We start from the raw sequence: 23,479 nt of genomic DNA, 5'->3' as shown, positions 1-23,479 counted from the left end.
AGGTAGAACCTGAAAAGAGCGTTACCAGGTAGAACCTGGGAACGAGATGATGAGATAATCGTTATTAGGGTTTTATACAATTCCAAAGATATGACAAAGCTATTAGAAGAGGCGATCGCTCAAGTCAAACAACTCCCCGAATCAGAGCAAAATAGGATTGCCGCAATGCTCATAAAGCAGCTTGAATCCAGATCCCCAGAGTATGATTTTTGGGACGAGTTTGACCAAATCTTAGAAGAGTGCCAGATGAATACAGGAATTTCCGATTTGTCCTATCAGCACGATCATTACATTCACGGACTACCCAAGCGAGAAAGCGAGAAAGATTGCCCTCAGAGCCTTACTTATTCGGCAAACTGAGTCAATTGCCATAGAAGTTCTCGTCTAAGATTTGCTCTGGCAAGAAAGGGCAAATTTGAGGATAATCATTTTCTGGGGGAATCCGAACACCAAATTGAGCAAGTTTTCCTTCCTTAATTGCCACTTGACGAGCATCTAGATAGGCTTCCTGGATAGCAGTTTCTAGATAGGATTTCAGAGAAGGAGTATTGCGTAAGTTTTTCTCAATTCGCTGGCGATGCTCAATAATAGAACAATACCAGCTATCCTTCATTGATGGCGGTGCGTCGTGCTGTACTTTTAATTTGAGCAAGTGAGCCAAAAGAATCATCAAATTACTTTCTAAAGTTCTTTTTTCCGATTTTCCCAACTCGGTTAACTCCTCAATTAAGTTATCAGTATCCAGCGCAGCAAATTCCCGCTTCTGTAAGTGATTAATTGTTGTTGCGAGCCACAATTGAAAATCTTGTTCGTAGAGAGTCTTGGACATAGCGATAAGTGTTCGTTGGAGTCAATAACTGCACTGATAACTAAGCGGATACAATTCTCAATGCGTTACTAATTTCTAGCTTCCCTTGTAGTTTACCAAAAAATAACCTAAAATGGAAACTAAGTAGGTAGGCGTTAAAAATTATCAGATGCCCCCCTTAATAAGGGGAGATCCCCCGCCTATCGGCACCCCCCTTATCAAGGGGAGATCCCCCCGCCTATCGGCACCCCCCTTATCAAGGGGAGATCCCCCCGCCTATCGGCACCCCCCTTATCAAGGGGGGCAGGGGGGATCGAACCTAAAATTTATCTTCAATTTAATTATAACCAGCTACTTATCTGTATCCCTTGCTGACTGCATTTGGCTCCCTACAACATTTTCTACCATCTTTGAGCAAACCGGCGAACGATAAGGAGTTAAAACTATGCCTTTAAGTTGGAATGAAATTAAAAATCGCGCCATCGCTTTTCAAAAAGAGTGGGAAGGAGAGACTTCAGAAAAGGCAGAATCTCAATCTTTTTGGAATGAGTTTTTTCATGTCTTTGGCATTTCACGGCGTAGGGTAGCCAGTTTTGAGCAACCGATAAAAAAAGCAGATAATAAACAGGGTTTTATTGATTTGCTCTGGAAAGGAACGATTTTAGTTGAGCATAAATCGAAAGGGAAAGATTTAGAAAAAGCCACACAACAGGCTAAGGATTATTTTCCCAATTTAAAGGAACATGAGTTACCGCATTATATTTTAGTATCGGATTTTCAACGGTTTAAATTATATGATTTAGATTCGGGTAATCAATGGGAATTTGAATTAAATAATTTTGTTGATAATGTTCATTTATTTGATTTTATTGCTGGTTACGAAAAGCGAGTTTATAAAGACGAAGATCCCGTCAATCTTCAAGCAGCCGAGTTAATGGGAAAACTTCATGATTGCCTGAAAGAAATTGGTTATATGGGGCATGATTTAGAAGTTTATCTAGTGCGTTTATTATTTTGTTTATTTGCCGATGATACGGGTATTTTTAATAAGGGGATTTTCTGGGAATATATTGATCTACATACCAAAGAAGATGGCAGTGATTTGGCGATGCACATTGATGCTATTTTTCAGGTTTTGAATACACCAGAAGACAAAAGATTAAAAAATCTCGATGAGAATTTAACTCAATTTCCCTACATAAATGGCAAGCTATTTGAGGAGTCGTTACCGATGGCGGCTTTTGATAGCAAGATGCGAGTCATGTTATTAGAAGCTTGTGCTTTTGATTGGGGAAAAATTTCCCCTGCTATTTTTGGCTCTATGTTTCAAGCGGTAATGAATCCAAAAGAGCGACGCAATTTAGGGGCGCATTATACCTCCGAGAAGAACATTCAAAAGGTGATTAAACCGTTATTTTTAGATGATTTACACAGAGAATTTGAGAAGATTAAAGGCAATCGCAATAAATTACTAGAATTTCAGAAAAAGATTGCTAATTTATATTTTCTCGATCCTGCCTGTGGTTGCGGCAATTTTTTAATTATTACCTATCGGGAGTTACGAGATTTAGAGATTTTGGTATTACAGGAGTTAGATAAAACGGGGCAGTTAGTAACAGATATTAGTACCATTATTCAGGTAGATGTCAATCAGTTTGCTGGTATTGAATACGATGAGTTTGCGGTGAGGGTGGCAGAAGTGGCGATGTGGTTAATTGATCATCAGATGAATATTAAAGTTAGTAATACTTTTGGTCAATATTTTGTGCGTTTACCATTAAAGAAAGCGGCAAAGATTGTTCATGGAAATGCTTTGCGGATTGATTGGGAGGAAGTTATCTCAAAAGAAAAGCTCAATTTTATTTTAGGAAATCCTCCTTTTGTGGGTAAACAGTTACAAAATGTTGACCAAAAGACTGACATGAATCATGTTTTAGGTGACGTTAAAGGAGCAGGTGTTTTAGATTATGTGACATCATGGTATATCAAAGCAGCTGAATTTATTCAAAATAGTTTAATTCGTTGCGCTTTAGTTAGCACAAATTCTATTTCTCAGGGTGAACAAGTTGGGATTCTTTGGCAAGAGCTTTATCAAAAATATAAAATTAAAATTCATTTTGCCCATCGAACTTTTAGCTGGAGCAATGAAGCAAAAGGAAACGCCGCAGTTCATTGTGTTATTATTGGTTTTGGTCTAGAAGATATTGACAATAAACGTATTTTTGATTATGCTGATATTAAAAGTGAACCAACAGAAAGAAGAGTTAAAAATATTAATCCTTACCTGACAGAAGGAAATGATTTAATCATTTTAAAGAAAATAAAACCTATTTGCAACGTGCCTGAAATGCTCAAAGGCAGCCAACCTACAGATGGTGGTAATCTTCTGATGAATGACGAGGAAAAAGAACAGTATATTCGACAAGAACCTGAAGGAGAAAAATTTATTAAGCCTTTTATTTCTGCTGATGAATTTCTGAATAATAAAAGACGCTGGTGTTTTTGGTTAACAGAAATACAGCCTAAAGAATTAAAGCAGTTGCCTCTATTATTAAAAAGAGTAGAAGCTGTTAAAGAAATGCGTTTGGCTAGTTCTAAAGTTGCGACAATTAAATGGTCGCAGTTCCCAACATTATTTACTGAAAATAGACAGCCAAAAACCAGCTATATTCTAATACCGAGTCATTCTTCGGAGAATAGAAAATATATTCCATTAGGCTTCTTTATTCCAGATTATATTGCTAATAATAGTTGTCTATTTGTTGCCAGTGCTGATTTATATTTATTTGGTATTCTTACTTCGGAAATGCACATGACATGGGTTAAATATGTTTGCGGAAGATTAAAAAGTGATTACCGTTATTCAAACACCATCGTTTATAATAACTACCCCTTTCCAGAAAATATCACCGACAAACAAAAACAAACCGTCGAAACCTGCGCTCAAGCTGTGCTAGATACTAGGGTAAAATATCCTGATAGTAGCCTTGCGGATTTATACGATCCTTTAACCATGCCTCCCGACTTGCTCAAAGCTCACCAAAAACTTGACAAAGCCGTTGATTTGTGTTATCGTCCCCAACCCTTTACCAGTGAATTAAACCGTATTGAATACCTCTTTGAACTCTACGAAAAATTAAGCGCTCCTTTACTCCCTACCAGCAAACAAAAATCCGCAAAAAGAAAAAATCCTCAATAACCGAAAATGCTTGCTTGTATGCCTTTCGCTTGTGCCAAGGCTCTGCCTTGATAGACAATATTTAAGGATCTGCCTTAAACTATTCTTCAGGTAGAACCTGGGAACGAGATGATGAGATAATCCTTATTAGGGTTTTATACAATTCCAAAGATATGACAAAGCTATGAGAAGAGGGGATCGCTCAAGTCAAACAACTCCCCGAATCAGAGCAAAATAAGATTGCCGCAATGCTCATAAAGCAGCTTGAATCCAGATCCCCAGAGTATGATTTTTGGGACGAGTTTGACCAAATCTTAGAAGAGTGCCAGATGAATACAGGAATTTCCGATTTGTCCTATAGCGGTGTGCAGTCGTATGAGGTACAGTGTCACGAGCTATAAACCATGCTAGGCAAAGCTTGGTTTGTATCTCACTCAAGCGCTTACCGCTATATCAGCACGATCATTACATTCACGGACTACCCAAGCGAGAGCTAGAATCGTGAGGAAGGTTTTTGTTGATACGGCAGCCTGGATTGCCTTAATTAATGAGGAAAAACTCCTAGTGAAACCAGCGCAATTTTAATTGAGGAATCCCTCAGAGAAAGCGAGTTCCCCTATATTGAATTTTGCCAGTCTCCTACTGAGTCTTGACTGCTTCTGTATCTATCTTTCAGTTGCTCTGAACTTATACTAAATCCGGTTATTAAAAACTGATTATTTATTCCCCTTTGCCTTTTGCCTTTCCTGATATGTAGCCTATACTCAAAGGATTTAGTATTAGTATGACATTGGGTGTCGGTTATCTCATTATATTAAAAAAGGTGGGCTATAAACCCACCAGCAAAATAACCAAAAAACCTCAACGATAATTAGGACTTTGGATATCTCTAAGACGCGCTTCGGGGCGTTTAAATCTGTCCATTTGTGCCTCAAAGAATTGACGATTTTTTAGTAAATGTTTGGGATTAGGATCGTCGAGGGGATAGAGTAAAGCAGTGCGTAGAGCTTGAATAACTGCCGAAGTAACATTATACATCGATCGCTGGAAACTAATACCCAATTGAATCAAAATATCGTCTTCCCCCCGGCAGTTTTGCTGATAGTAATCAATCAGATATTGGGGTAAAAAATGATACATATCATCCATTAACAACGTCGGGGGAATTCCCGCAGTACCCACGGGGAAAACATCCGCGTAAAGAATACCATAGTGAAAGTCTTTTTGTTGGTCGGGAACCTGTTTTGCTTGGGCATTATAGGACTTTGTACCCCGGAAGGGAGCAGTACGATAAAAGACCGCTTCTACATAGGGTAAAGCCGCTTCATAAAGCCAAGTAAAAGCCTTTGATTTGGGGATAATTTCGTAGCATTGACCATCAATATAAACGTGATGATAAATTGGCCGGCCAGCGATGGCAAAAATGCCATTAACGAGGAAATTCATGGCATCAGGAACACCTTTAAATCCGCCTTCATCGTAGATATCAGACATCTCGAAAAATACTGGAGCCATCACTTCCCAGAAGAGTCCTAAATTAGAGTAATAGGACATCATCCGCACCTGTTCTAAGAACATATCGGGGAACAGGTCATAAAGTTTCATCATCACGGGGTTTTTCTTGAAATAGGCCTTAATAGCGCGGTCGGCATTTTGGCGATATTCTTCTGAATCAAGATAGGCATCAAATAAACCCCAACCCATATCGCGGCCATGCCATAACATGGCTTGCATACAGGCTTCTGCAAATTCCATATTAATACGATCATGCCAAAGATGATGGATTAATCTGGGCATTTTTCGGGTTTTACCTTTATCCATAAATTCTAACAATTCAGGATGAGCGGAACCCGTACCGCGCCAGATGCGTAAATCGGCATTATCGCCGGAGTAATGATTTTGTAGGTCTAGGTATTCTTGGGGCAGAAAATATTTAAAAAAGGGCAAAGGATCGAGGAAAACTCGTTCGGCAATATAGAGCAGATCTCGCCAATAAAAATCCATCGGTACAGCATAAGCTTTATAAATGCCGATAATCTGCATCAGGTTTTCGGGAGTATCCGGCAACATGGATCCACCTGCTTCTAAACGATGGATAATGTCGGCGAATTCGTGAGTAGAAGGGGGAATTTTGGCTTTGATTAATGTCCCAGTCATAGTTTTAGATAAAGTAATTAGCAACGGTTACAATAATTCGGAAACAGCGAGGGATAACTAACTATTACTCAAATATTTACCCCGATTAAACCAGTTGGTTTTTGAGGACTTTTGCGGAGATTTTTGGAACACAAAACTAGGTTTTGCTTGTCCCGATAAGCTGGCAACCATCGAGTTAGTGGTGGGTTCAATCCAACGGACTAAATAATTGGGTTGAATACCTAAAAAGACGATTAATACCATTAGGACAAAAGCGGGAATAGTTTCCGATTTCAAGACTTTGGGATAGTAGGCAAGTTTATTATCCAATTTGCCAAAACAGGTGCGATTAAGCAGGATAACAAAGTAAACCGCCGTTAAACCAGAAGCGATGATACAGAGAACCGTCTGCACGGGAAAACGGGAAAAACTACCCTGAAAAACGATAAATTCCGCCACAAATCCCACTAATCCGGGGATACCAGCGCTGGCCATACCAGCGAGAATTAATAGGGCGCTAACCAGGGGTAAACCGCGAATTGGGTTCATTAAACCGTTTAAAACGTCTAAATCTCTGGTTCCGGCTTTGCGTTCGACAATGCCCACCAGATAAAATAAAAGGGCGAGAATCAGACCGTGGCTAATCATTTGCGCGACGGCACCAAGGACGCTTAAACCCGTGCCAGCGGCGGCTGCTACCAGTATATAGCCCATGTGACCGATCGAACTGTAGGCCACCATGCGTTTAATGTCTTTTTGGGCAATAGCGCTCAAGGCCCCGTAAATAACGCTAATAACGCCGATAATTGCCAGTCCGGAGGCGATTAAAGACCAAGTTTCCGGGAATAATTGCAGACCAAAGCGAACTAAGCCATAAGTACCGAGTTTAGCGAGAATACCACCTAATAGAATTGCTGTAGCGGGGGAAGCTTCCGTATAGGCATCCGGTAGCCAAGTATGGAGAGGTACGAGGGGGATTTTGATTCCAAATCCCACTAACAGCAGAGTTAAGAGCAGTAATTGGGTTTTTTGGGAGAAATCGGTGGTGGAGAGGGAGGAATAGTCAAAAGTACCGCCGTTGAGGAAACCTATCCCTAAAAATGCTGCTAGGACTAATAACCCAGAGACAGCGGTGTAGAGAAGGAATTTAATCGAAGCATAGCCACGTTTTTCGCCTCCCCAGATAGCAATCATCAGATAAAAGGGGATTAATTCTAGTTCATAGAAAACGATGAACAGCAGCAGGTTTTTAGCCATTAATGCCCCAGAAACTCCAGCGTTAATCAGGAGGATTAGGATGTAATAAAGTCGGGGACGCTCTAGTTTTTCTTCGGTACTATAGATAGCTATTCCTGTCAAGAAACAGTTTAAAATAATTAACGGTAAGGACAAACCATCGACTCCGAGGTTATAACTTAAACCGATTGGTTTTGCCCATTCGCGGTATTCAGAAAATTGAAAGCCACTGCTGGTTAAGTTATATTGAGTCAGCAGATATAAAGACCAAAGAAGGACGGCAGCAACAAAAAAGAGAGTTATTTGACGTAATTTTGCAGGCGCAAATTTATCGGGGAAAAGACCGACGATAATTGCTCCAATTATTGGCAACCAAAGCAGGGTACTGAGCATATTGGTATCGATCGAATTTATAATGACTGGGATGAGAAAACGATTAGCCAACCAACACGATGACTAATCGGAAATTGACTAGATTAAACTCACTTTGCCGCTATCGAGATCATAGTAAGCACCGACAACTTTTAATTGTTTGCCGTCCACTAATTCACCGATAACTGGGGATTTGCCTAATTTCTCTACTTGATAGTTAACGTTGGATTTAATTGCTCGCTCAAGTTTGTTAGAACCGGGTTGTCTTTCGGCTCGATCAACTCCCACCTGTAGGCCATCGATTAAACGACCGATTTGTCCGGGGAAACGACCACCTTCAATGGTGGCTTTTACCGCTCCACAACGGGAATGGCCGAGGACAACAATTACCTTAGCTCCTAACACCAACGTGCCGAATTCTAGACTACCAATTTCTTCGGAAGTGGCTAAATTTCCCGCTACCCGACAAACAAATAGATCTCCTAATCCTTGATCAAAAACGATTTCTGCCGGCACGCGAGAATCGGCACAGCCCAAAATTGCCGCAAAAGGGGCTTGACTTTCGGCCACTTCTGTGAGTCGAGCTTGATCGCGGTTAGGACTTTTTTGTCTTCGTTCCCAGAAACGTTGATTGCCTTCCATGAGCATAGTTAAAGCTTGGTCGGGGTTCAATCCTTTATTTTGAGCAGTTAGCCATGGCTCGGAATTAACAGCAGTTTGGGCGTTAGTTTGGGACAGTTGCGAGCCTAAAATAGTAGCGGCCAGACCAGTTCCCAAAAAACCACCCCCATAACGGATTAATTGGCGACGAGAGGTATTGAACATCGGTAGTTGTTTCCATTAATCAGGACAAATTCTATTGTCAGGGCCGGGGATGCTAAAGAAAAGCCTAAGTTATCAAATCTTTAACTGAAAACTAGAGAAATCTGTGATAGTAGGGGCCAGCAGATGATAATACCAATCAAAGCCACCCCCAAAATAATCGACAGAAAGTAAAATTGGGTCTGTCCCGAGACGTTATATTTCAAACTCTGACCACCAAAAACCGTGGCTAATCCCACCAGATTAACTATCCCATCCACCAGAAAGGTATCGATCCAGTTAATAATTTGCGAGATTAATCCGACGACAAAAACGATGGTGACTTTATACAATTGGGCTGTATAAAGGTCGTTGGCAAAGAAATCTTGAAGGGCTTTCGGTTGAAAAACGATCGGTTTGGAGATATTTTCATTCAGATAAATATATGCTGCCGGAATTACGCCCCCAGCAGTGGAAAGCACCAAGAGAAAAGCCACTCCCAGATTTAAGTTACTTGGTAATAAATGCCATTGCGCTAATAAAATCGGCACATGAATGGCGAAACCCATGGTCATAGTCATGGGGATAACTAAGGGCCAAAGAGCTTCCGGAGAGCGCAGGGTCATTGGTTTGATTTTACCGCCAAAGAAAACGCAAAATTCTCTAGTGACACTAAAGGCAGTTAAGGCATTGACCAACAATAGCACTAATAACAGTAAACCACTGACTTCTGCGAGGCGATCGCCCATGCGGGCTAATGCCCAAAAACCACCAAAGGGAGGCAGTGCGACTAAACTAGCGGCACCGACGAGATAACAAATGCCAGAAACGGGACGACGGGACCATAAACCGCCGTATTGGCTTAAATCTTGGCTGATATTATTCCAAATGATGTTACCCACCACCATGACTAACAGGGACATAGCGATCGCATAAGTAAAGAGTAACACTAAAGCGGTTTCCGTTTGTCCGGTGGCCACAGCGATAAAAATCAGTCCCATGTAGGCACTGACGGAATAGGAAAGGGAGCGCTTAACATCGATCTGGGCGATCGCAATTAACCCCGCACCGATGGCAGTAACAGAGCCAACAATGATCATCACTTGCAAGGTTAAGGGCGATAATTGTAGCACCGGCTCTAATTTCACCAATAACCAAGCGCCAGTGGAAACGACGACGGTATTCCGCATAATTGTCGCGGGCATCGGTCCTTCCATGGCCTCATCTAGCCATAAATGCAGGGGAAATTGGGCGCATTTGCCCATCGGACCGGCAATCAGGGCTAAACAGAGTAAATTAGCCACATTGGGGTTTAAATTGGCTGTAGCCGCCCATTGTGCTAATTCGTCAAAGTTCCAAGTTCCCGCCAAGGGTAAAAGGGCCACCACTCCCATCAACAGGATTAAATCGCCAATCCGTTTGGTTAGGAAAGCATCCCGCGCCCCCGTCACCACCAGAGATTGATTGAACCAGAAACCAATCAGCAGATAAGTGCCGAGGGTGAGAACTTCTAGCACACAATAGCTGAAAAATAGCGAATTACAGATAACGAGGGCGCACATACCCCCTTCAAAGAGAGCGACGAGAGAATAAAACCTTGCCCAACCCCAATCCATTTCTAGATAGCCGATCGCATATACCTGCGCGGCGAGGTTTAAGCCGGTAATTAGCAGTAAAGCCCCGATATTAACAGCCGAAATCTGCACATCTAAAGATATGCTTAAATCTGCGGCATTTAGCCAATTAAATGCTATAGATTGCGGCGGACGACCCCAAACGGCGATTAAAGCAAAAAGGCTATGGAAAAAAGCCAAGAAAGTCATGATCAAGTTCAGATAACCGGCCGGTCGCGGGCCGGTTTGCCGGATAATACCGGGAGACCAGGGTAGAGCGAGAAGTGCGCCCGCAAGGGCATAAAGAGGTACCAACCAGATAGTCTGGCTGAAGGACTCGAACATATAACCACCTCAAGAAGAAAAATGATCCTGAATTAAAGTTTAAGGTTTAATGGCTCACTAATAGGCTGTGACCATTTTTTAACGGGGCATGAATGGGGATGGTTTGACTAGCTTCCAGCAGGTATTTTAAAAAAGCATCGGCAATCACGGAAAGTTGTTTTCCGGCCAGGTAACAAACGTACCAATTGCGCTGAATCGGAAACTGTTCCACGTCGAGGATGGCTAATTCTCCGTTTTCCCCTTCCGAGATGAGAGTGTGCTTAGATAGTACCGATATTCCCAAACCGCCAGAAATAGCCTGTTTAATCGCCTCGTTACTGCCTAATTCCAAGCGCACCCTAACTTTAATATCGTGGAGATTAAATAATTTTTGTACCGCTTGGCGGGTTCCAGATCCCGATTCGCGCATAATGAAAGGCTGATGGTTGAGGCACTCAAGGGGGAGATTTTTCTTGCCCACTAAAGGATGATCCCGTCGCGCCACCACCACTAGAGGATTTTCCAGAAAAGACTGAGAACAAAGTTCCACTTCTTCCGGCGGTTGACTGAGAATATAGAGGTCATCCTCGTTATTTGACATTCGCTCTTGCAGTTTCTGATGATTAGTCACTTGCAGGGCGATGTCAATACCGGGATACTGTTGACAGAATGCCCCCAGTAATCGCGGCACAAAGTATTTAGCGGTGGTAATTACGGCTAAAGTCAGTTTTCCCTGTCTAGTTCCCTTAATATCGGCCACTTTCATCTGAAAGTTGTCCAATTTATCAAAAATCTCTTGACAGGTGAACAGTAATTCCTGACCCGCTTCGGTTAAAAATAAACGTTTGCCAATTTGCTCGAATAGCGGTAAACCCACGGCTTTTGTGAGTTGTTTGACTTGGGTTGAGACGGTAGGTTGAGTGATAAATAACTCCTCGGCCGCCTTGGTGAAGCTACTGTGTCGAGCGGTAGCCTCAAAAACCCTTAACTGGTGCAGGGTTGCCTGTATCAAGTTCCTATGCCCTCCTCAATAACAACTATTTGTTACGATAAATCCTAACGTTTTTATAGATTCTAGTCAATTAACTTTTTGATAAATATAGACTTTAATAGATATAACCGCCGCTTAAGACCTTTTGTAGTTATCAGCTTTTTTCCCAGTCTCCTTTTTCAGCTTCTTGTCACCCCTTGAGTTTGTCGCCAGCATTTACTCGGGGTGAGGTGATGGGTAGGATAAACGCTCTTTGTTGGAAGACCTGGGGACAATTTGCTTCAATACAGTGGAATGTACGATTAGAGAGGGAATTTATCGTTTTTCTAAGATAACTTGACCAACCCAACTGCAACAACAGGCCTTAGATTTATTGGGAGTTTCCCTGATTTGTACCCAGTAACGGGCTGGCGGAAATTCTCTTAATCCCTTCTACAGCATGGGTTATGGCTTTTTGTCAACGGGGAAGTCCAGAAATATAGACGAGGTAAGGGTTTTACTGTCCTGTTTCGCTCCCACAGGTGCAAGATTTTAAGAGAATCGTGGTTCAAAACCCTGCGTCTTCATCGGCCCGCGTCCTCTAGGGGCGAAGCATTTGGGCATAACCTATCGGTGAAACCGTAGATTTTCTATCCGAATGCTTCGCCTGTACTTTTTGCCGCAAACCCTAATCAGTTTTTAATAACCAGATTTAGTATAATTTGCATAGTCAACAGCTTACCCACGACTATAAAATTAGCATCCATCTTGCGGGGGTATTACCCCGGTTAATACCCCCTATTTTTGGTCGGGTATAGTGTTAAGCTTCTCCTGTGATTGATAAACCCTCTACCCAAACGTAGGGACAAACACCACTAGGAGTAATAACTGCTTCCGGTTCCAGATAAACAATCGATTTCAGCAGTGTTAAAATATCTCCAGCTACGGTAGCAGAATCGATACTAATGCGCTCATTTTTGTTAACTAACCAACCATCAAACGGCAAAGAGAAGGAACCTTGCAGAGAATTAACTCCCGCATGAAGTGCCTGTAAACTATCAATTAAAACCACATTTTCTGCTGTTTCCAAAGAATAGCTTTTGGGTTGATTAGCACTAGCAAAAACGTGATAAAAATGGGGACTAACCGTTACTTTTGCGCCAATGTTACCGTTGCCAGTCGGTTCCGTATTCATCCGTTTAGCGGTAATCGTGCTATGGAGAAAATTACTCAAAATCCCCTCCTTAATTAATTCCACACGATGGGTGGGAGTGCCTTCACTATCAAAAGTTTCTGCGGAAACATTAGCCGGATGGAGGGCATCATCGCACAAATTTAAGGCAGTGGCAGCGATTTGTGTTCCCAAAGATTCAGGAGTAGAAAGACTCTGTTTATCAAGAATATTTTGGGCATTAAACAGATTAGAAAATGCTCCGATTAGACTCAAAAAGGCGCGGGGGGCAAAAACCACCAAATACTTACCCGTGGTAATCGGTTGATAGTCCAGATGGCTAACAGTTTTGCTAATCGCTTCCTCGATACAACCATCGATATCTAATTTTTCCAGGCCTGGACTCACCCGAAAAGCACCGGCGCTGCGGGGTTTTTTGCCTTCCTGTTCGGTTTTGGTGTATAAATACACACTGGCATAACTACGCGCTTCCTGACGCATTGCCCCGTCGCTATTGAGATAAAAACGTCTGACCTGCTGTTGTCCCAAACCGTTATAGGGAACACTGGCAATAGCTGGATGGGCCGTTAGTAGGGATTTTTCGGCGGCCAATAACTTATCGATGAGAGTGGATACAGGTGCTTGATTAGACATTTGGCTGGCCACTTCTGTGGTAGGTGCGGTGGCAGCGGGACTAAAATCGGGGACATTTTCCTTAACCCCAAAAAAGCTGGCTTCTTGGGCGGTTTTCAGGGCTAATTGCAGTCCCACCGGGTCCACATCAGTGGTGGAGGTGACACCGACTTGATTATCCTGATTCCAGACGCGAACGATAACGCTGGAACGATTGGACGCTTGTACCTGTTTTGGTTCCCCTTGAAACACATCCACATCGGTTTCATCCACAGAAGAACCATAGATGTCGTATTTAGCAATTCCTAAAGCTTGGGCGCTAGAATTAGCGATTTGGGCGATATCTTCAACTTTTTGCATAGATTTTTTTTGGTGTTGGAGGATAGGTGATAGGGAAGTGGGGGAATGGGGGAATGGGGAAATTTCAACTAAAATCCCAACATTCAACATCTTCTAACTGATAACTGAAGAGAGATGCGGCCAGGTGGTGACAATAAAGACAATAACGGCAGCCGTGGCCAGCATAGCTTTGGCAACGTGACCGATAACCGTACCGACGACGATACCGACACAGACTTTTAGGGATTGTTGCAAACGGGGGGTTAATTCCAAATCGCGACGATAGGCGTATTCTCCCAAAAAAGCCCCCACCACAGGACCGATAAATAGGCCGATAATTGGGCCGCCAATGGGTAAAGCGGGTAAAAGCCCGAATATTCCCGCTAATAAACCCACTACTAGCCCGATTTGACTCCAATTGCTGGCCCCAACTTTTTGGGCGCCGAGATAACTAGCGAGGAATTCCACCCCCAGACTGAGGAGAAGGATAACAAAGGCCACGGTTAAAGCGACCCCCATCCCCGCGAATTTGGTGACAAAACCCCACACCACCATGGCGATTAAAATCAAACTCATGCCGGGGATAGCGGGCAGCAGTTCGCCAATTATCCCCACTATCATGATGGCGATGAGGAAATAGTAGAGAATCACTAAAGCCATGATTAACGACCGCCAACGGTAATAGAATCGACTTTTAAATGGGGTTGACCAACGGTGACATAAACGCTACCACTGACGGAACCGCAAAAACCCGCCGCTAGACCTAAATCTTGGGAACACATAGAGATTTTATTCATAATCTCCTTAGCTGAACCGATTAAAGTCGCACCTTTTAGGGGTTTAGTCAGGTTGCCGTTTTCGATAAGATAAGCTTCCTCGACAGCGAAATTAAATTCCCCGGTCGCCCCCACACTACCACCGCCCATTTTTTTGCAATAAATGCCTTTATCGATGGAATTAAAGAGATTATCGAGGGTATATTCCCCGGGGGCGATGTAGGTATTCCGCATCCGACTAGCGGCCGCATAGGTGTAGTTTTGGCGGCGACCGCTACCTGTGCGCGGATGGCCGGTTTTAATTGAACCAGTGCGATCGGCAATGAAGTTTTTTAGGATACCATTTTCAATGAGGAGAGTACGCTGGGCCGGCATTCCCTCATCGTCCATATCGATAGTACCGAAAGCTTTATCGGATAATCCTTCGTCCCAAGCCGTCAGATTTTCGTGGGCGATTTTTTCGCCCTTTTTATCAAGAAAGGGCGTGGTTTTTTGTTCGATTTGCGTAGTTTCTAGCAAATGGCCACAAGCTTCGTGGAAGATAACGCCGCCAAATTCATTGGCCATGACGATGGGATAACTGCCGGATTCTACATAGTCAGCGTAAAGCATTTTACCCGCCGATTCGGCCACTTCTGCCGCCGATTCCTCGGCATTCCACGTCCGCAGAAAATCGGGATTACTGGTACTACCTACCCGTTTACCAATGCTAGAACGATTAGTTCCATCGGCACAGAGGAGATTATAGCCCACGGATTGGGTGAGGCGAATATCCCGGGCAAAAGTGCCGTCACTAGCGGCAACTAAAATTTCTTGCCAATCGCGAAAATAAGCGGCGCGACGAGATTGGACGTGAGAGGCTTTCTGATTGAGGTGAACGTTAGCAGTTAGGAGAATATCACCCATTTCTCGCAAAGAACTGCAATTATTCAGCCAAATATCTTTATTTTTGACCGTGGCATAATCCCGGAACATTTCCAGATTGATTTCGGGAATATATGCGTTAGGACTGGGTAGGTTTAAACCCAGAATCGATAAACCTTTTTCTAGGGCATTTTTTAAGCCTTGGAAGCTTAAATCGTTGGTACTGACATAACAATCAGCTTTACCGCGAAAAAGGCGGATTCCTGCCCCTGTCGATAGTTTCGGTGAGAGACTGGTGATGCTGTCATCTTCGGCTAAACAACTGATATAGTTGACTCTTTCCAGGAAAAATTCGATAAAAGTTGCCCCGGCAGCCCGTCCCAGTCCCAGGAGAGTGGACAAAGGGGCCGCCCAAGAGCTATCAAAGCGCTCCAGACTAGGATTATATTTCAGGGTGGGGAGTTCTTTGGAGATGAGTAGAGTGGGTGACATAAAGCTCATTTATCAGTTAATCTGCTGGTTTCTAGTCTAACAGCTATCAGTTTTTTCCGTCCTGGGGCGACCTAACCCTGCTAAATTTTTCTCCTTCATATCTCTTAATAAAAACCTTGATTCGATCGCTCATCGCCCGCAAGATTAAAGAAAGAGCGACTCAGGATCAAAATAATGGCCACAGCGACACAATTCTTAAACATTTCTGACTTGACAAAAGATGATTATTGTGTATTCGGTTTAGCGATTTGTTTTCTCAAACAGGCTTGCCCTGAGCTTGGTCGAAGGGAGGGAGAATTAGAAAAAGTAGCGGTGTTGGAACCGATTCCCTCGGCAGCCCTAGAGGCAATTGTCAAAGGGATTCCCACTTCCTACGAATTTGCCCGCGCTATGAGTTTAGGAGAGGTTTTTCAGGAGGATAATCCTCAAATACCCAGTAATTTTCCCGATAATGCCCAATTATGCGAAAATTTTGTCGAAAGGGCGATTGCAGCCACTCGCACCTACAAAAATCAACCCCACCTGCAAGGGTTAATCCCCTTGGGCGGCCAAAAAGACGATTTAAACTTTTCCCTAGAGAAAAAACGCATCTTAAATGCTGTTCATCTGGTGCGGACGGAGGATAACGTCAAACAACATTCTCACACCCACAAGGTTTTGTAATCAAGGTTAGTTCGGATTAGGGAAATTTGGCAGTTTTCCCTGATTCCGAACTCAGGTTATCGCAGTTGAGCAATAGCCGCTCAATTAATTGTTTAGTCTCTGGTGATACAGGTCAAATATAGGATAATTTTCCCAAAAATCAGCGATAAAAACCTTTTTTCCCATCTGGACTGGCTCTGAAGACTGGGAAGCTCGGAAAAATCCCAATTGAGCCACAATTAGCTTAATCAAAAAATGTGCTATAATCAGAATGTAAGCACAAGGGGCCGTAACGGTTTCGACAGGTTAGCGAAAGCTCCCCCGTGATACAGGTCGAGAGTGAGTCTCCTCTCGTAAATCAAAGGCTCAAACAAAAAGTAAATGCGAACAACATCGTTCCTTTCGCTCGTAAAGCCGCTCCTGTAGCTGCCTAATAGTCTCTAATCGACTCGAGCATTCATAGTTTGACTCCGTTAAGGACTATGGATAAACCCCCAACGGATGCCACGTTTAACTTTCTCTAGTTAGTTAACCGTCTAAGCTTTAACTAGAGCATCCCACTGTCCGGGATAAGTGACAGTCCCCGTTTCGAGGGTAATCGAAACTAAACCTGTGAATGAACGGACAGTCAATACCTAATTTGGACAGCAGTTCGACTCTGCTCGGCTCCATTGATTAGTTTAATGAAAAACCCTTAAAAAAAGTGTCTAAGGCTTTTCTACTCCACGAAGAAACGGGGACTCTCTTGGAAATTTCGGGACGGAAAAACCTTTTTTATCTGGGAAAGGTCAATCCGAAAGTGACGGTAGATTTAAATCTTTCCCATCTTCCTAACGCGGAAATAGTTTCCCGCGTCCATGCGATTATTTATGTGGAAGAAGACGGTTTTTATCTAGAAGATGCTGGCAGTCTTAACGGCACTTATCTTAATGGGGAAAATCTGCAATCGGGACGCAAAAGGCTGGAAAGTGGCGATAGGATTACTTTGGGATATTACCGGGCGGTTAATCTTTTGTTTGAGATCGAATCAGCCAATCCTCCCCAATATACCTTCAAATCTCTTGCCAACTGATGAAAAACCTTCTCTCTCGCATGGACGGGGTACAAACACCAATTATTCCTGTGGTCGGTCAATTAATTAAAGCGAACCCCGGCACTATTTCCCTCGGTCAAGGGATTGTTTCCTATTATCCACCTCAGGAAGCGATCAAATCTCTATCTTTATTCTTAGCTAATCCCAAAAATCATCAATATCAATCTGTGGCGGGAATTCCCCCCTTATTAGCAGTAATTCGGCAAAAACTAGCCGAAGATAATCGGATAGAAATCGGCGATAAACAGACAATTTTTGTGACGGCGGGCAGTAATATGGCTTTTATGAATGCTATTTTAGCCATTACTTCCCCCGGAGATGAAATTATTCTCAATACTCCCTTTTATTTCAATCATGAAATGGCCATAAAAATGGCTGATTGTCAAGTAATTTTGGTCGCCACAGACAAAAATTATCAATTGCGTCCAGCCGCCATTGAAGAAGCAATCACGGAAAAAACTAAGGCAGTGGTGACGATTTCTCCTAATAATCCTACGGGAGTAGTTTATCCGGAAAATACCCTAAAAGCAGTCAATCAAATTTGTCAAAAAAAAGGCATCTATCACATTCATGATGAGGCTTATGAGTATTTTACCTATAACCATGCCCAGCACTTTTCTCCGGCGGCAATTGTTGGTAGTGAATCCTGGACTATTTCCTTATTTAGTCTCTCAAAAGCCTACGGTTTTGCCAGTTGGCGCATTGGTTATATGGTAGTACCGGAAAATTTATCTGAGGCGATTAATAAGATTCAGGATACTATTTTAATCTGTCCGCCGGTGGTTTCGCAATACGCAGCCCTAGGAGCGTTGCAGGTGGGTAAAAGCTATCCTTTAGAACAGTTAAAAACCATCGGTCAAGTTAGAGAAATTTGCCTGAATGCTCTAGAATCGATTAGGGATATTTGTGATGTTGCTACTGCGGAAGGGGCTTTTTATTTCTTCCTAAAAATTCATACAGACAAGGATGATTTTCAGTTAGTTAAAAGTTTAATTGAGCGGCAGCGGGTGGCGGTGTTACCCGGTTCAACTTTTGGTATAACAGAAGGCTGTTATTTGCGTCTTGCCTACGGTGCTTTATCTCCAGAAACGGCTTTAGCGGCAGTGGAAAGATTGGTAAAGGGACTGCGTTATTTTAGTCAATGATTTTCAAGAATAAATACCGGCTTTCTTTCTTGGTTTTTACTTTACCACAGCCTTTCTCATCAAGATAACGACTCCCTAAAACCAGAGACTTTGTACCTCACAATTAAGATAACTGCTATAGGATAACCTCTGATTCGATCTTTTGGGCTATTCTTAGTTTAGCCGAACGAGAACGGGGATTTTTAGCCTGTTCTTCTCGGCTGGGAATAATCGGCTTTTTCGTGATAATTTTCAAGGAATTATTTTCGCGAAAGCCATACTTGATCAGACGATCTTCTAGACTATGAAAACTAATCATAGCGATAATTCCCCCGGATTTTAGCCAGTGGGGGGCTTGATTTAACAATTGTTGGAGAGAATCTAATTCTTGATTAACAGCGATGCGTAGGGCTTGAAAAACCCGCGTTGCCGGATGAATACGTCCATAACGGTAACTAGCGGGTACAGAACTAGCGATGACAGCCGCTAATTCAGTGGTGGTAGTAAAGGGACGTTTTTGGACGATCGAGCGAGCAATAGGACGAGATAAACGTTCTTCTCCGTATTGATAAAAAAGATCCGCTAATTCTTTTTCATGCCAATGGTTAATAATATCGGCTGCCGTCAGGGATTGACAGCGATCCATCCGCATATCTAAGGCTGCCGTGTGGCGAAAACTAAAGCCGCGCTCGCTCTGATCGAATTGGGGAGAACTGACTCCTAAATCGGCGATAATGCCATCAAAACTGCCATTTTGTCCCTTATAATCGGCGAAGTTCCCCCACCAGAGGGTTAAACGGCTATCTAGATAGGGGACAAGACTAATTTTAGCGGCTTCTAGGGCGCTTTGATCGCGATCGATGGCGGTTACTGTCGTTTCGGGATCGGTTTCTAAAATCAAGCGGCTGTGTCCACCACCGCCTAGGGTAAGATCAAGATAATGCCCCCCGGGTTGAATATTTAAGCTGGCGATCAATTCTTGACTCAAAACGGAAATATGGGAAAAATCTTGATTCATCTGTACTGATTACTTCCTGAAAATGGCGATTTAACCTAAAAATAACTGATAGGCTGGGTTTTGACTTTCATCCCAATAGCGATAGCCGAGAGTATCGAGAAAAGCTTGCCATTGATTCATTTCATCGGGGGGGACTTGTATGCCCACGACGATGCGCCCATAATCGGCCCCGTTATTGCGATAATGGAAAACGCTGATATTCCAGTGGGGACTCATGGAAGCGACAAATTTCATTAAAGCCCCCGGTCGTTCGGGAAACTCGAAGCGATAAAATAATTCATGATCGGCTAAATGCGATCGCCCTCCCACCATGTGGCGCAGATGCAATTTAGTCAATTCATCATCGCTAATATCGAGGGTTTTAAAGCCGCAAGCTTCAAAACTCTCGGCTAATTTCTTGGCATCGCTGCGATTTTCGATCTGGGCGCCGACAAAAATATGTGCTTCTTTTTCATCGGCAATGCGATAACTAAATTCGGTTAAATTGCGTTTGCCGACACATTCGCAAAAACGCCGTAAACTGCCCGGTTGTTCGGGAATAGTCACAGCATACAACGCCTCGCGCCGTTCCCCTAATTCCGCCCTTTCCGCCACAAACCGCAGACGATCAAAGTTCATATTCGCCCCACAAGCCACGGCAACGAGGGTTTTATCCTCAATTCCTTCTCTTTCTACATAAGCTTTCGCTCCTGCTACTGCTAACGCTCCCGCAGGTTCTAAAATCGAGCGTGTATCTTGAAAAACATCCTTAATCGCCGCACAAATATCATCCGTATCCACGAGGATAATCTCGTCCACATACTGCTGACAGAGACGAAAAGTCTCCTCTCCCACCTCGCGCACCGCCACCCCATCGGCAAATAATCCCACTTGAGACAAACGCACCCGATAACCAGCTTTTAGGGATTGATTCATCGCGTCTGAATCCACAGGTTCCACCCCAATAATTTTAATTTCTGGGCGTAAACGCTTGACATAGGCTGCAATACCTGATATAAGTCCACCGCCACCAATGGCGACAAAAATGGCCTCGATCGGTTGCTGATATTGTCGTAAAATTTCCATACCGATCGTACCCTGGCCGGCGATTACCTCCGGATCATCGAAGGGATGGATAAAAGTTAAGCCTTTTTCCGCTTCTAACTGCCGTGCATAGGTGTATGAATCATCGTAGGTGTCACCGTGTAGGACGACAATCCCCCCCCGGGCTTTTACTGCGTCGATTTTGACTTGCGGAGTGGTGACAGGCATAACGATAATCGCTTGGGTTCCCAATTGCCGCGCCCCCAAAGCGACTCCCTGAGCGTGATTTCCCGCCGAGGCAGCAATTACGCCTTTTTGTAACAAATCCCTTGACAAATACGCCATTTTGTTGTAGGCGCCGCGCAGTTTAAAAGAGAAAACCGACTGCATATCCTCGCGCTTGAGTAAAAGCTGATTGTGCAAGCGTCGGGAGAGATTGGGGGCAAATTCCAAGGGGGTTTCTTGGGCGACATCATAGACGCGTGCGGTGAGGATTTGAACCAGGTAATCGCAGTACATTATTCTTTTTTGGCGGTGGGGATTCGCGAGTCGGGCTAGGATCCAGAATAGATCATCGTCGGTCCGGTTAGCAATAAAGAGCTATCAACCGTCAGTCGAACGCTTTTTGCTCCCCGCTGCCTAGGGTTGTTTGGCTTTTAAAATACGGGCAATCTCAAAAAATAGCGTGCCTCTGGTGTCGTCAAATCCCTTTAAATCACCACAAATACTATAGCGTTTCCTAAGCTAGTGAGGTACACCTATTTTTCTTCCCTTTTGGCTTTTGCCTCTTGCCCTTTGCCTAAAACCCATAACTTTTGTACCTCAGCAGACTGAAAACCGCTATAATACACAGTTGTTGGTAATTTCTAGCATTGGAGTTTCCCCTAAAAGTTTTCTAGATTATTACTGGAGTTTAGTCTAAACTCCAGTAACTAAGGATTGTTCAGGAAAGTTTGCTCTACTTTTTACCTTAATCCCCCAGCCATCCGTAATCATCAAGTGGCTGAATAAAACTTTGGCAGGATATCTATTAAGATGCCTTCGTCCTGATTAAAGGCCGCCTTGATCGCTTTTTACCCTAGATTGTGCTATATTTAGAAGTTGGCATTTTTTAGGCAGAGAGCAATTAAAGGAGGTGAATTAGGTTAATGACCCAAGTGGTAGTTGGTCAGAACGAGGCGATCGAATCAGCCCTGCGTCGTTTTAAGCGACAGGTAGCGAAAGCGGGAATTTATGCGGATATCAAAAAGCATCAATTTTTTGAAACCCCTCAAGAAAAGAGAAAGCGTAAAGCAGTAGCCCGAAGACGACAAAGAACCCGTCGTCGTTAAAATTCCGCCAGTCAGAAGCTGAATAAAGGCTTCTGGCTGTCTTTTATTTTGATCGGGTTTTGGGGTTTGGGAAACAGATTAGGGAGCAGGGGAGTAGGGATAAAACAGCTGATGGCTGTCTCTTGCCAGAGTGCCTATCTCTAGTGGGAAATTAATTCTGCACGACTACTTAGGGCTTGCTGAATAAATCTAAAAACCTTGTTGGGTAAGACTTTTAGACTTTTGGAAATCATACTAAAACCGTTGAGTATAGACTACTTATCAGGAGAGGCACTCATGCAAGAGGCAAAAGGCAAAAGAGGGAATAAATAATCAGTTTTTAATAACCAGATTTAGTATTAAAATGCCAATTCAAAAATGAAACGCATCAACCTTAAGAGTTGACAAAGAAAGGAATCGGGGTTATCTAGAAGCAATTATAACAAAATTTCCCTTGTCTTAAGTGGGACATTCTCATCCCACCATTCTAGCTGGTACTTTCCTTTGTAAGTACCTAAGCAAAATTAATTAGGGTCTGCTGAAAAAGTTTTTCCTGGGGGTAGGAGTCAGTAGCCGGTCGTCAGTAGCCGGTCCTTTCGAGCTTTGTTGCCCTCGTTTTTGTACCAAGCGATGTACTACAAGAAGGATAATGCAAGGTTTTTGAAAGTCCCAATCCTATTTTCGCAGCATGAACATCGGACTTTAACAGGTCAAAAGCCTTATTTTAAAAGGGTTTTACCATTATTCAGCAAACCCTAATTACACATATCTAACCACCTCTTGCCTCTTGCCTATCTTCACTAGGAAATTAATTTTGCACGACTACTTAGCAATTACCTTAACACAATCTAATTGCGGTATAAAAGATATTTTGTATAAAGGATATCTCGATAAATTGACTCGCAAAAATGGCTATGGTAGAACCCTAAATACAGTAAACGGATAAGCCTACTGTACTTGATTCCATCCCCTAACGAGGTCATTTATCGATGAGTCATCTTTTCACGCAGTCGCGCCACCTCGCCGCTCTTTTCAAAATCGCCGCCACGACCACCGGAGTGGCCTTGGCTCTAACGACCGGAACACCCGCACGCGCGGCGGGTTTTCTCCCCTTTTCCTTTCAAACCAACGTTACGGCCAGTCCGGACCTAACTGGAGATCCTAATCTTCTCAACGATCCCACTAAAGATGTCCGTCTCGATTCCGTGGTTTTCAACGGTTTAACGGTCAGTCAGTTTGATCTGGTCAATGGGGGTCGGGTGATCCGCAACGATACCGCCGACGTTACTGTGGGGGGAGTCACATATACTAACGGAATTCTCCACACGGGTCACGGACCGAACACGACTAGCGATCCCTTGGTCGGGGAGGGTCCAGCGAAACCGAACCCCACCGACGCGGATATCGCCGCCAGTTTGGGCAATTTAAACCTGAATAGTCTCCTCGTAACCCGTGAGAATGCCGATACTGCGATTATCGAGGTTTCTTTCGCCCGACCGGTGAATACGTTCTTTTTCTGGGAACGGGGGGGAACGGCGGGGGGAGCCGTTGCGGGG

18 protein-coding genes, 1 other RNA gene and 1 pseudogene are annotated in these 23,479 nt (G+C 43.4%); 8 read left to right on the top strand and 12 right to left on the bottom strand.

The window, feature by feature from the left end; translation table 11 throughout:
* Positions 1-90 precede the first annotated feature (90 nt).
* Positions 91-360 (top strand): hypothetical protein, encoded by a 270-nt coding sequence (locus IQ234_RS09500; protein ID WP_193956908.1) that lies wholly within the window; start codon positions 91-93, stop codon positions 358-360.
* 1 nt (position 361) lies between these two features.
* Here IQ234_RS09500 and IQ234_RS09495 read toward each other — a convergent pair whose 3' ends face one another.
* Complete coding sequence (locus tag IQ234_RS09495) at positions 362-829, bottom strand: DUF29 domain-containing protein (protein WP_193956907.1); 468 nt, start codon at positions 827-829, stop codon at positions 362-364.
* Between the two features lie 424 nt (positions 830-1,253).
* Here IQ234_RS09495 and IQ234_RS09490 point away from each other — a divergent pair, with 424 nt between their 5' ends.
* Entirely contained in the window at positions 1,254-4,007 is a 2,754-nt protein-coding gene (locus tag IQ234_RS09490; protein WP_193956906.1) for a class I SAM-dependent DNA methyltransferase, read from the top strand.
* A gap of 840 nt (positions 4,008-4,847) precedes the next feature.
* Here the strand turns inward: IQ234_RS09490 and IQ234_RS09485 are convergent.
* The 8 genes from IQ234_RS09485 to IQ234_RS09450 all read right to left on the bottom strand — a co-directional run bounded on the left by IQ234_RS09485 (position 4,848) and on the right by IQ234_RS09450 (position 15,713).
* Positions 4,848-6,143, bottom strand: a complete 1,296-nt coding sequence (locus IQ234_RS09485) for a CO2 hydration protein (protein ID WP_185238315.1) — start codon at positions 6,141-6,143, stop codon at positions 4,848-4,850.
* A gap of 57 nt (positions 6,144-6,200) precedes the next feature.
* Positions 6,201-7,751 carry an NADH-quinone oxidoreductase subunit M gene (locus tag IQ234_RS09480; protein ID WP_193956905.1) on the bottom strand — a complete coding sequence of 517 codons (1,551 nt, stop codon included), beginning with the start codon at positions 7,749-7,751 and terminating at the stop codon, positions 6,201-6,203.
* A gap of 78 nt (positions 7,752-7,829) precedes the next feature.
* Positions 7,830-8,555 carry a carbonic anhydrase gene (locus IQ234_RS09475; protein WP_193956904.1) on the bottom strand — a complete coding sequence of 242 codons (726 nt, stop codon included), beginning with the start codon at positions 8,553-8,555 and terminating at the stop codon, positions 7,830-7,832.
* Between the two features lie 80 nt (positions 8,556-8,635).
* Positions 8,636-10,489: an NAD(P)H-quinone oxidoreductase subunit F gene (locus tag IQ234_RS09470; RefSeq protein WP_193956903.1), complete on the bottom strand. Its 1,854-nt coding sequence runs from the start codon at positions 10,487-10,489 to the stop codon at positions 8,636-8,638.
* A 46-nt stretch (positions 10,490-10,535) separates the two neighbouring features.
* A complete protein-coding gene (locus IQ234_RS09465; protein WP_193956902.1) occupies positions 10,536-11,480 on the bottom strand; it encodes a LysR family transcriptional regulator in 945 nt (314 codons plus the stop codon).
* Positions 11,481-12,258: 778 nt separating this feature from the next.
* Entirely contained in the window at positions 12,259-13,602 is a 1,344-nt protein-coding gene (locus IQ234_RS09460; protein ID WP_193956901.1) for a TldD/PmbA family protein, read from the bottom strand.
* A gap of 93 nt (positions 13,603-13,695) precedes the next feature.
* The gene (locus IQ234_RS09455) at positions 13,696-14,241 is read right to left on the bottom strand and encodes a DUF456 domain-containing protein (RefSeq protein ID WP_193956900.1); all 546 of its coding nucleotides are present in this window, start codon (positions 14,239-14,241) and stop codon (positions 13,696-13,698) included.
* 2 nt (positions 14,242-14,243) lie between these two features.
* Entirely contained in the window at positions 14,244-15,713 is a 1,470-nt protein-coding gene (locus tag IQ234_RS09450) for a TldD/PmbA family protein (protein ID WP_002735204.1), read from the bottom strand.
* A gap of 174 nt (positions 15,714-15,887) precedes the next feature.
* Between IQ234_RS09450 and IQ234_RS09445 the strand changes: the two genes are divergently transcribed.
* The 4 genes from IQ234_RS09445 (at position 15,888) to IQ234_RS09430 (ending at position 18,593) form a co-directional block, all read left to right on the top strand.
* Complete coding sequence (locus IQ234_RS09445; protein WP_193956899.1) at positions 15,888-16,376, top strand: hypothetical protein; 489 nt, start codon at positions 15,888-15,890, stop codon at positions 16,374-16,376.
* A 262-nt stretch (positions 16,377-16,638) separates the two neighbouring features.
* Positions 16,639-17,029: a transfer-messenger RNA gene (gene ssrA / locus IQ234_RS09440) on the top strand.
* Positions 17,030-17,058: 29 nt separating this feature from the next.
* Positions 17,059-17,427, top strand: coding sequence for an FHA domain-containing protein (locus IQ234_RS09435; RefSeq protein WP_193956898.1), 369 nt, complete (start codon positions 17,059-17,061; stop codon positions 17,425-17,427).
* The gene (locus IQ234_RS09430) at positions 17,427-18,593 is read left to right on the top strand and encodes a pyridoxal phosphate-dependent aminotransferase (RefSeq protein WP_193956897.1); all 1,167 of its coding nucleotides are present in this window, start codon (positions 17,427-17,429) and stop codon (positions 18,591-18,593) included. Before IQ234_RS09435 ends, IQ234_RS09430 begins: the two co-directional genes overlap by 1 nt.
* Positions 18,594-18,708: 115 nt before the next feature.
* On the opposite strand, the gene rsmH is transcribed toward IQ234_RS09430, so the two are convergent.
* The 3 genes and pseudogenes from rsmH to IQ234_RS09415 form a co-directional block, all read right to left on the bottom strand.
* Positions 18,709-19,590: a 16S rRNA (cytosine(1402)-N(4))-methyltransferase RsmH gene (gene rsmH, locus IQ234_RS09425; protein ID WP_193956896.1), complete on the bottom strand. Its 882-nt coding sequence runs from the start codon at positions 19,588-19,590 to the stop codon at positions 18,709-18,711.
* A gap of 30 nt (positions 19,591-19,620) precedes the next feature.
* Complete coding sequence (gene ilvA / locus IQ234_RS09420; RefSeq protein WP_185239978.1) at positions 19,621-21,132, bottom strand: threonine ammonia-lyase, biosynthetic; 1,512 nt, start codon at positions 21,130-21,132, stop codon at positions 19,621-19,623.
* A gap of 123 nt (positions 21,133-21,255) precedes the next feature.
* Positions 21,256-21,345: pseudogene (locus tag IQ234_RS09415) on the bottom strand (DNA cytosine methyltransferase); the annotation flags it as partial.
* A gap of 416 nt (positions 21,346-21,761) precedes the next feature.
* On the opposite strand from IQ234_RS09415, the gene rpsU reads away from it, so the two are divergent.
* Positions 21,762-21,944 carry a 30S ribosomal protein S21 gene (gene rpsU / locus IQ234_RS09410; protein WP_002738938.1) on the top strand — a complete coding sequence of 61 codons (183 nt, stop codon included), beginning with the start codon at positions 21,762-21,764 and terminating at the stop codon, positions 21,942-21,944.
* A 968-nt stretch (positions 21,945-22,912) separates the two neighbouring features.
* Positions 22,913-23,479, top strand: a 567-nt coding sequence (locus IQ234_RS09405) for an exosortase-dependent surface protein XDP2 (RefSeq protein ID WP_322743449.1), incomplete at its 3' end; no start/stop codon positions are given.

Origin of the sequence: Microcystis aeruginosa LEGE 91341 (genome assembly GCF_015206885.1) — a bacterium.
Lineage (GTDB): Bacteria > Cyanobacteriota > Cyanobacteriia > Cyanobacteriales > Microcystaceae > Microcystis > Microcystis aeruginosa_H.
The sequence above is the reverse complement of the archived record's forward strand: the minus strand, read 5'-3'. Positions and strand labels throughout refer to the sequence as shown.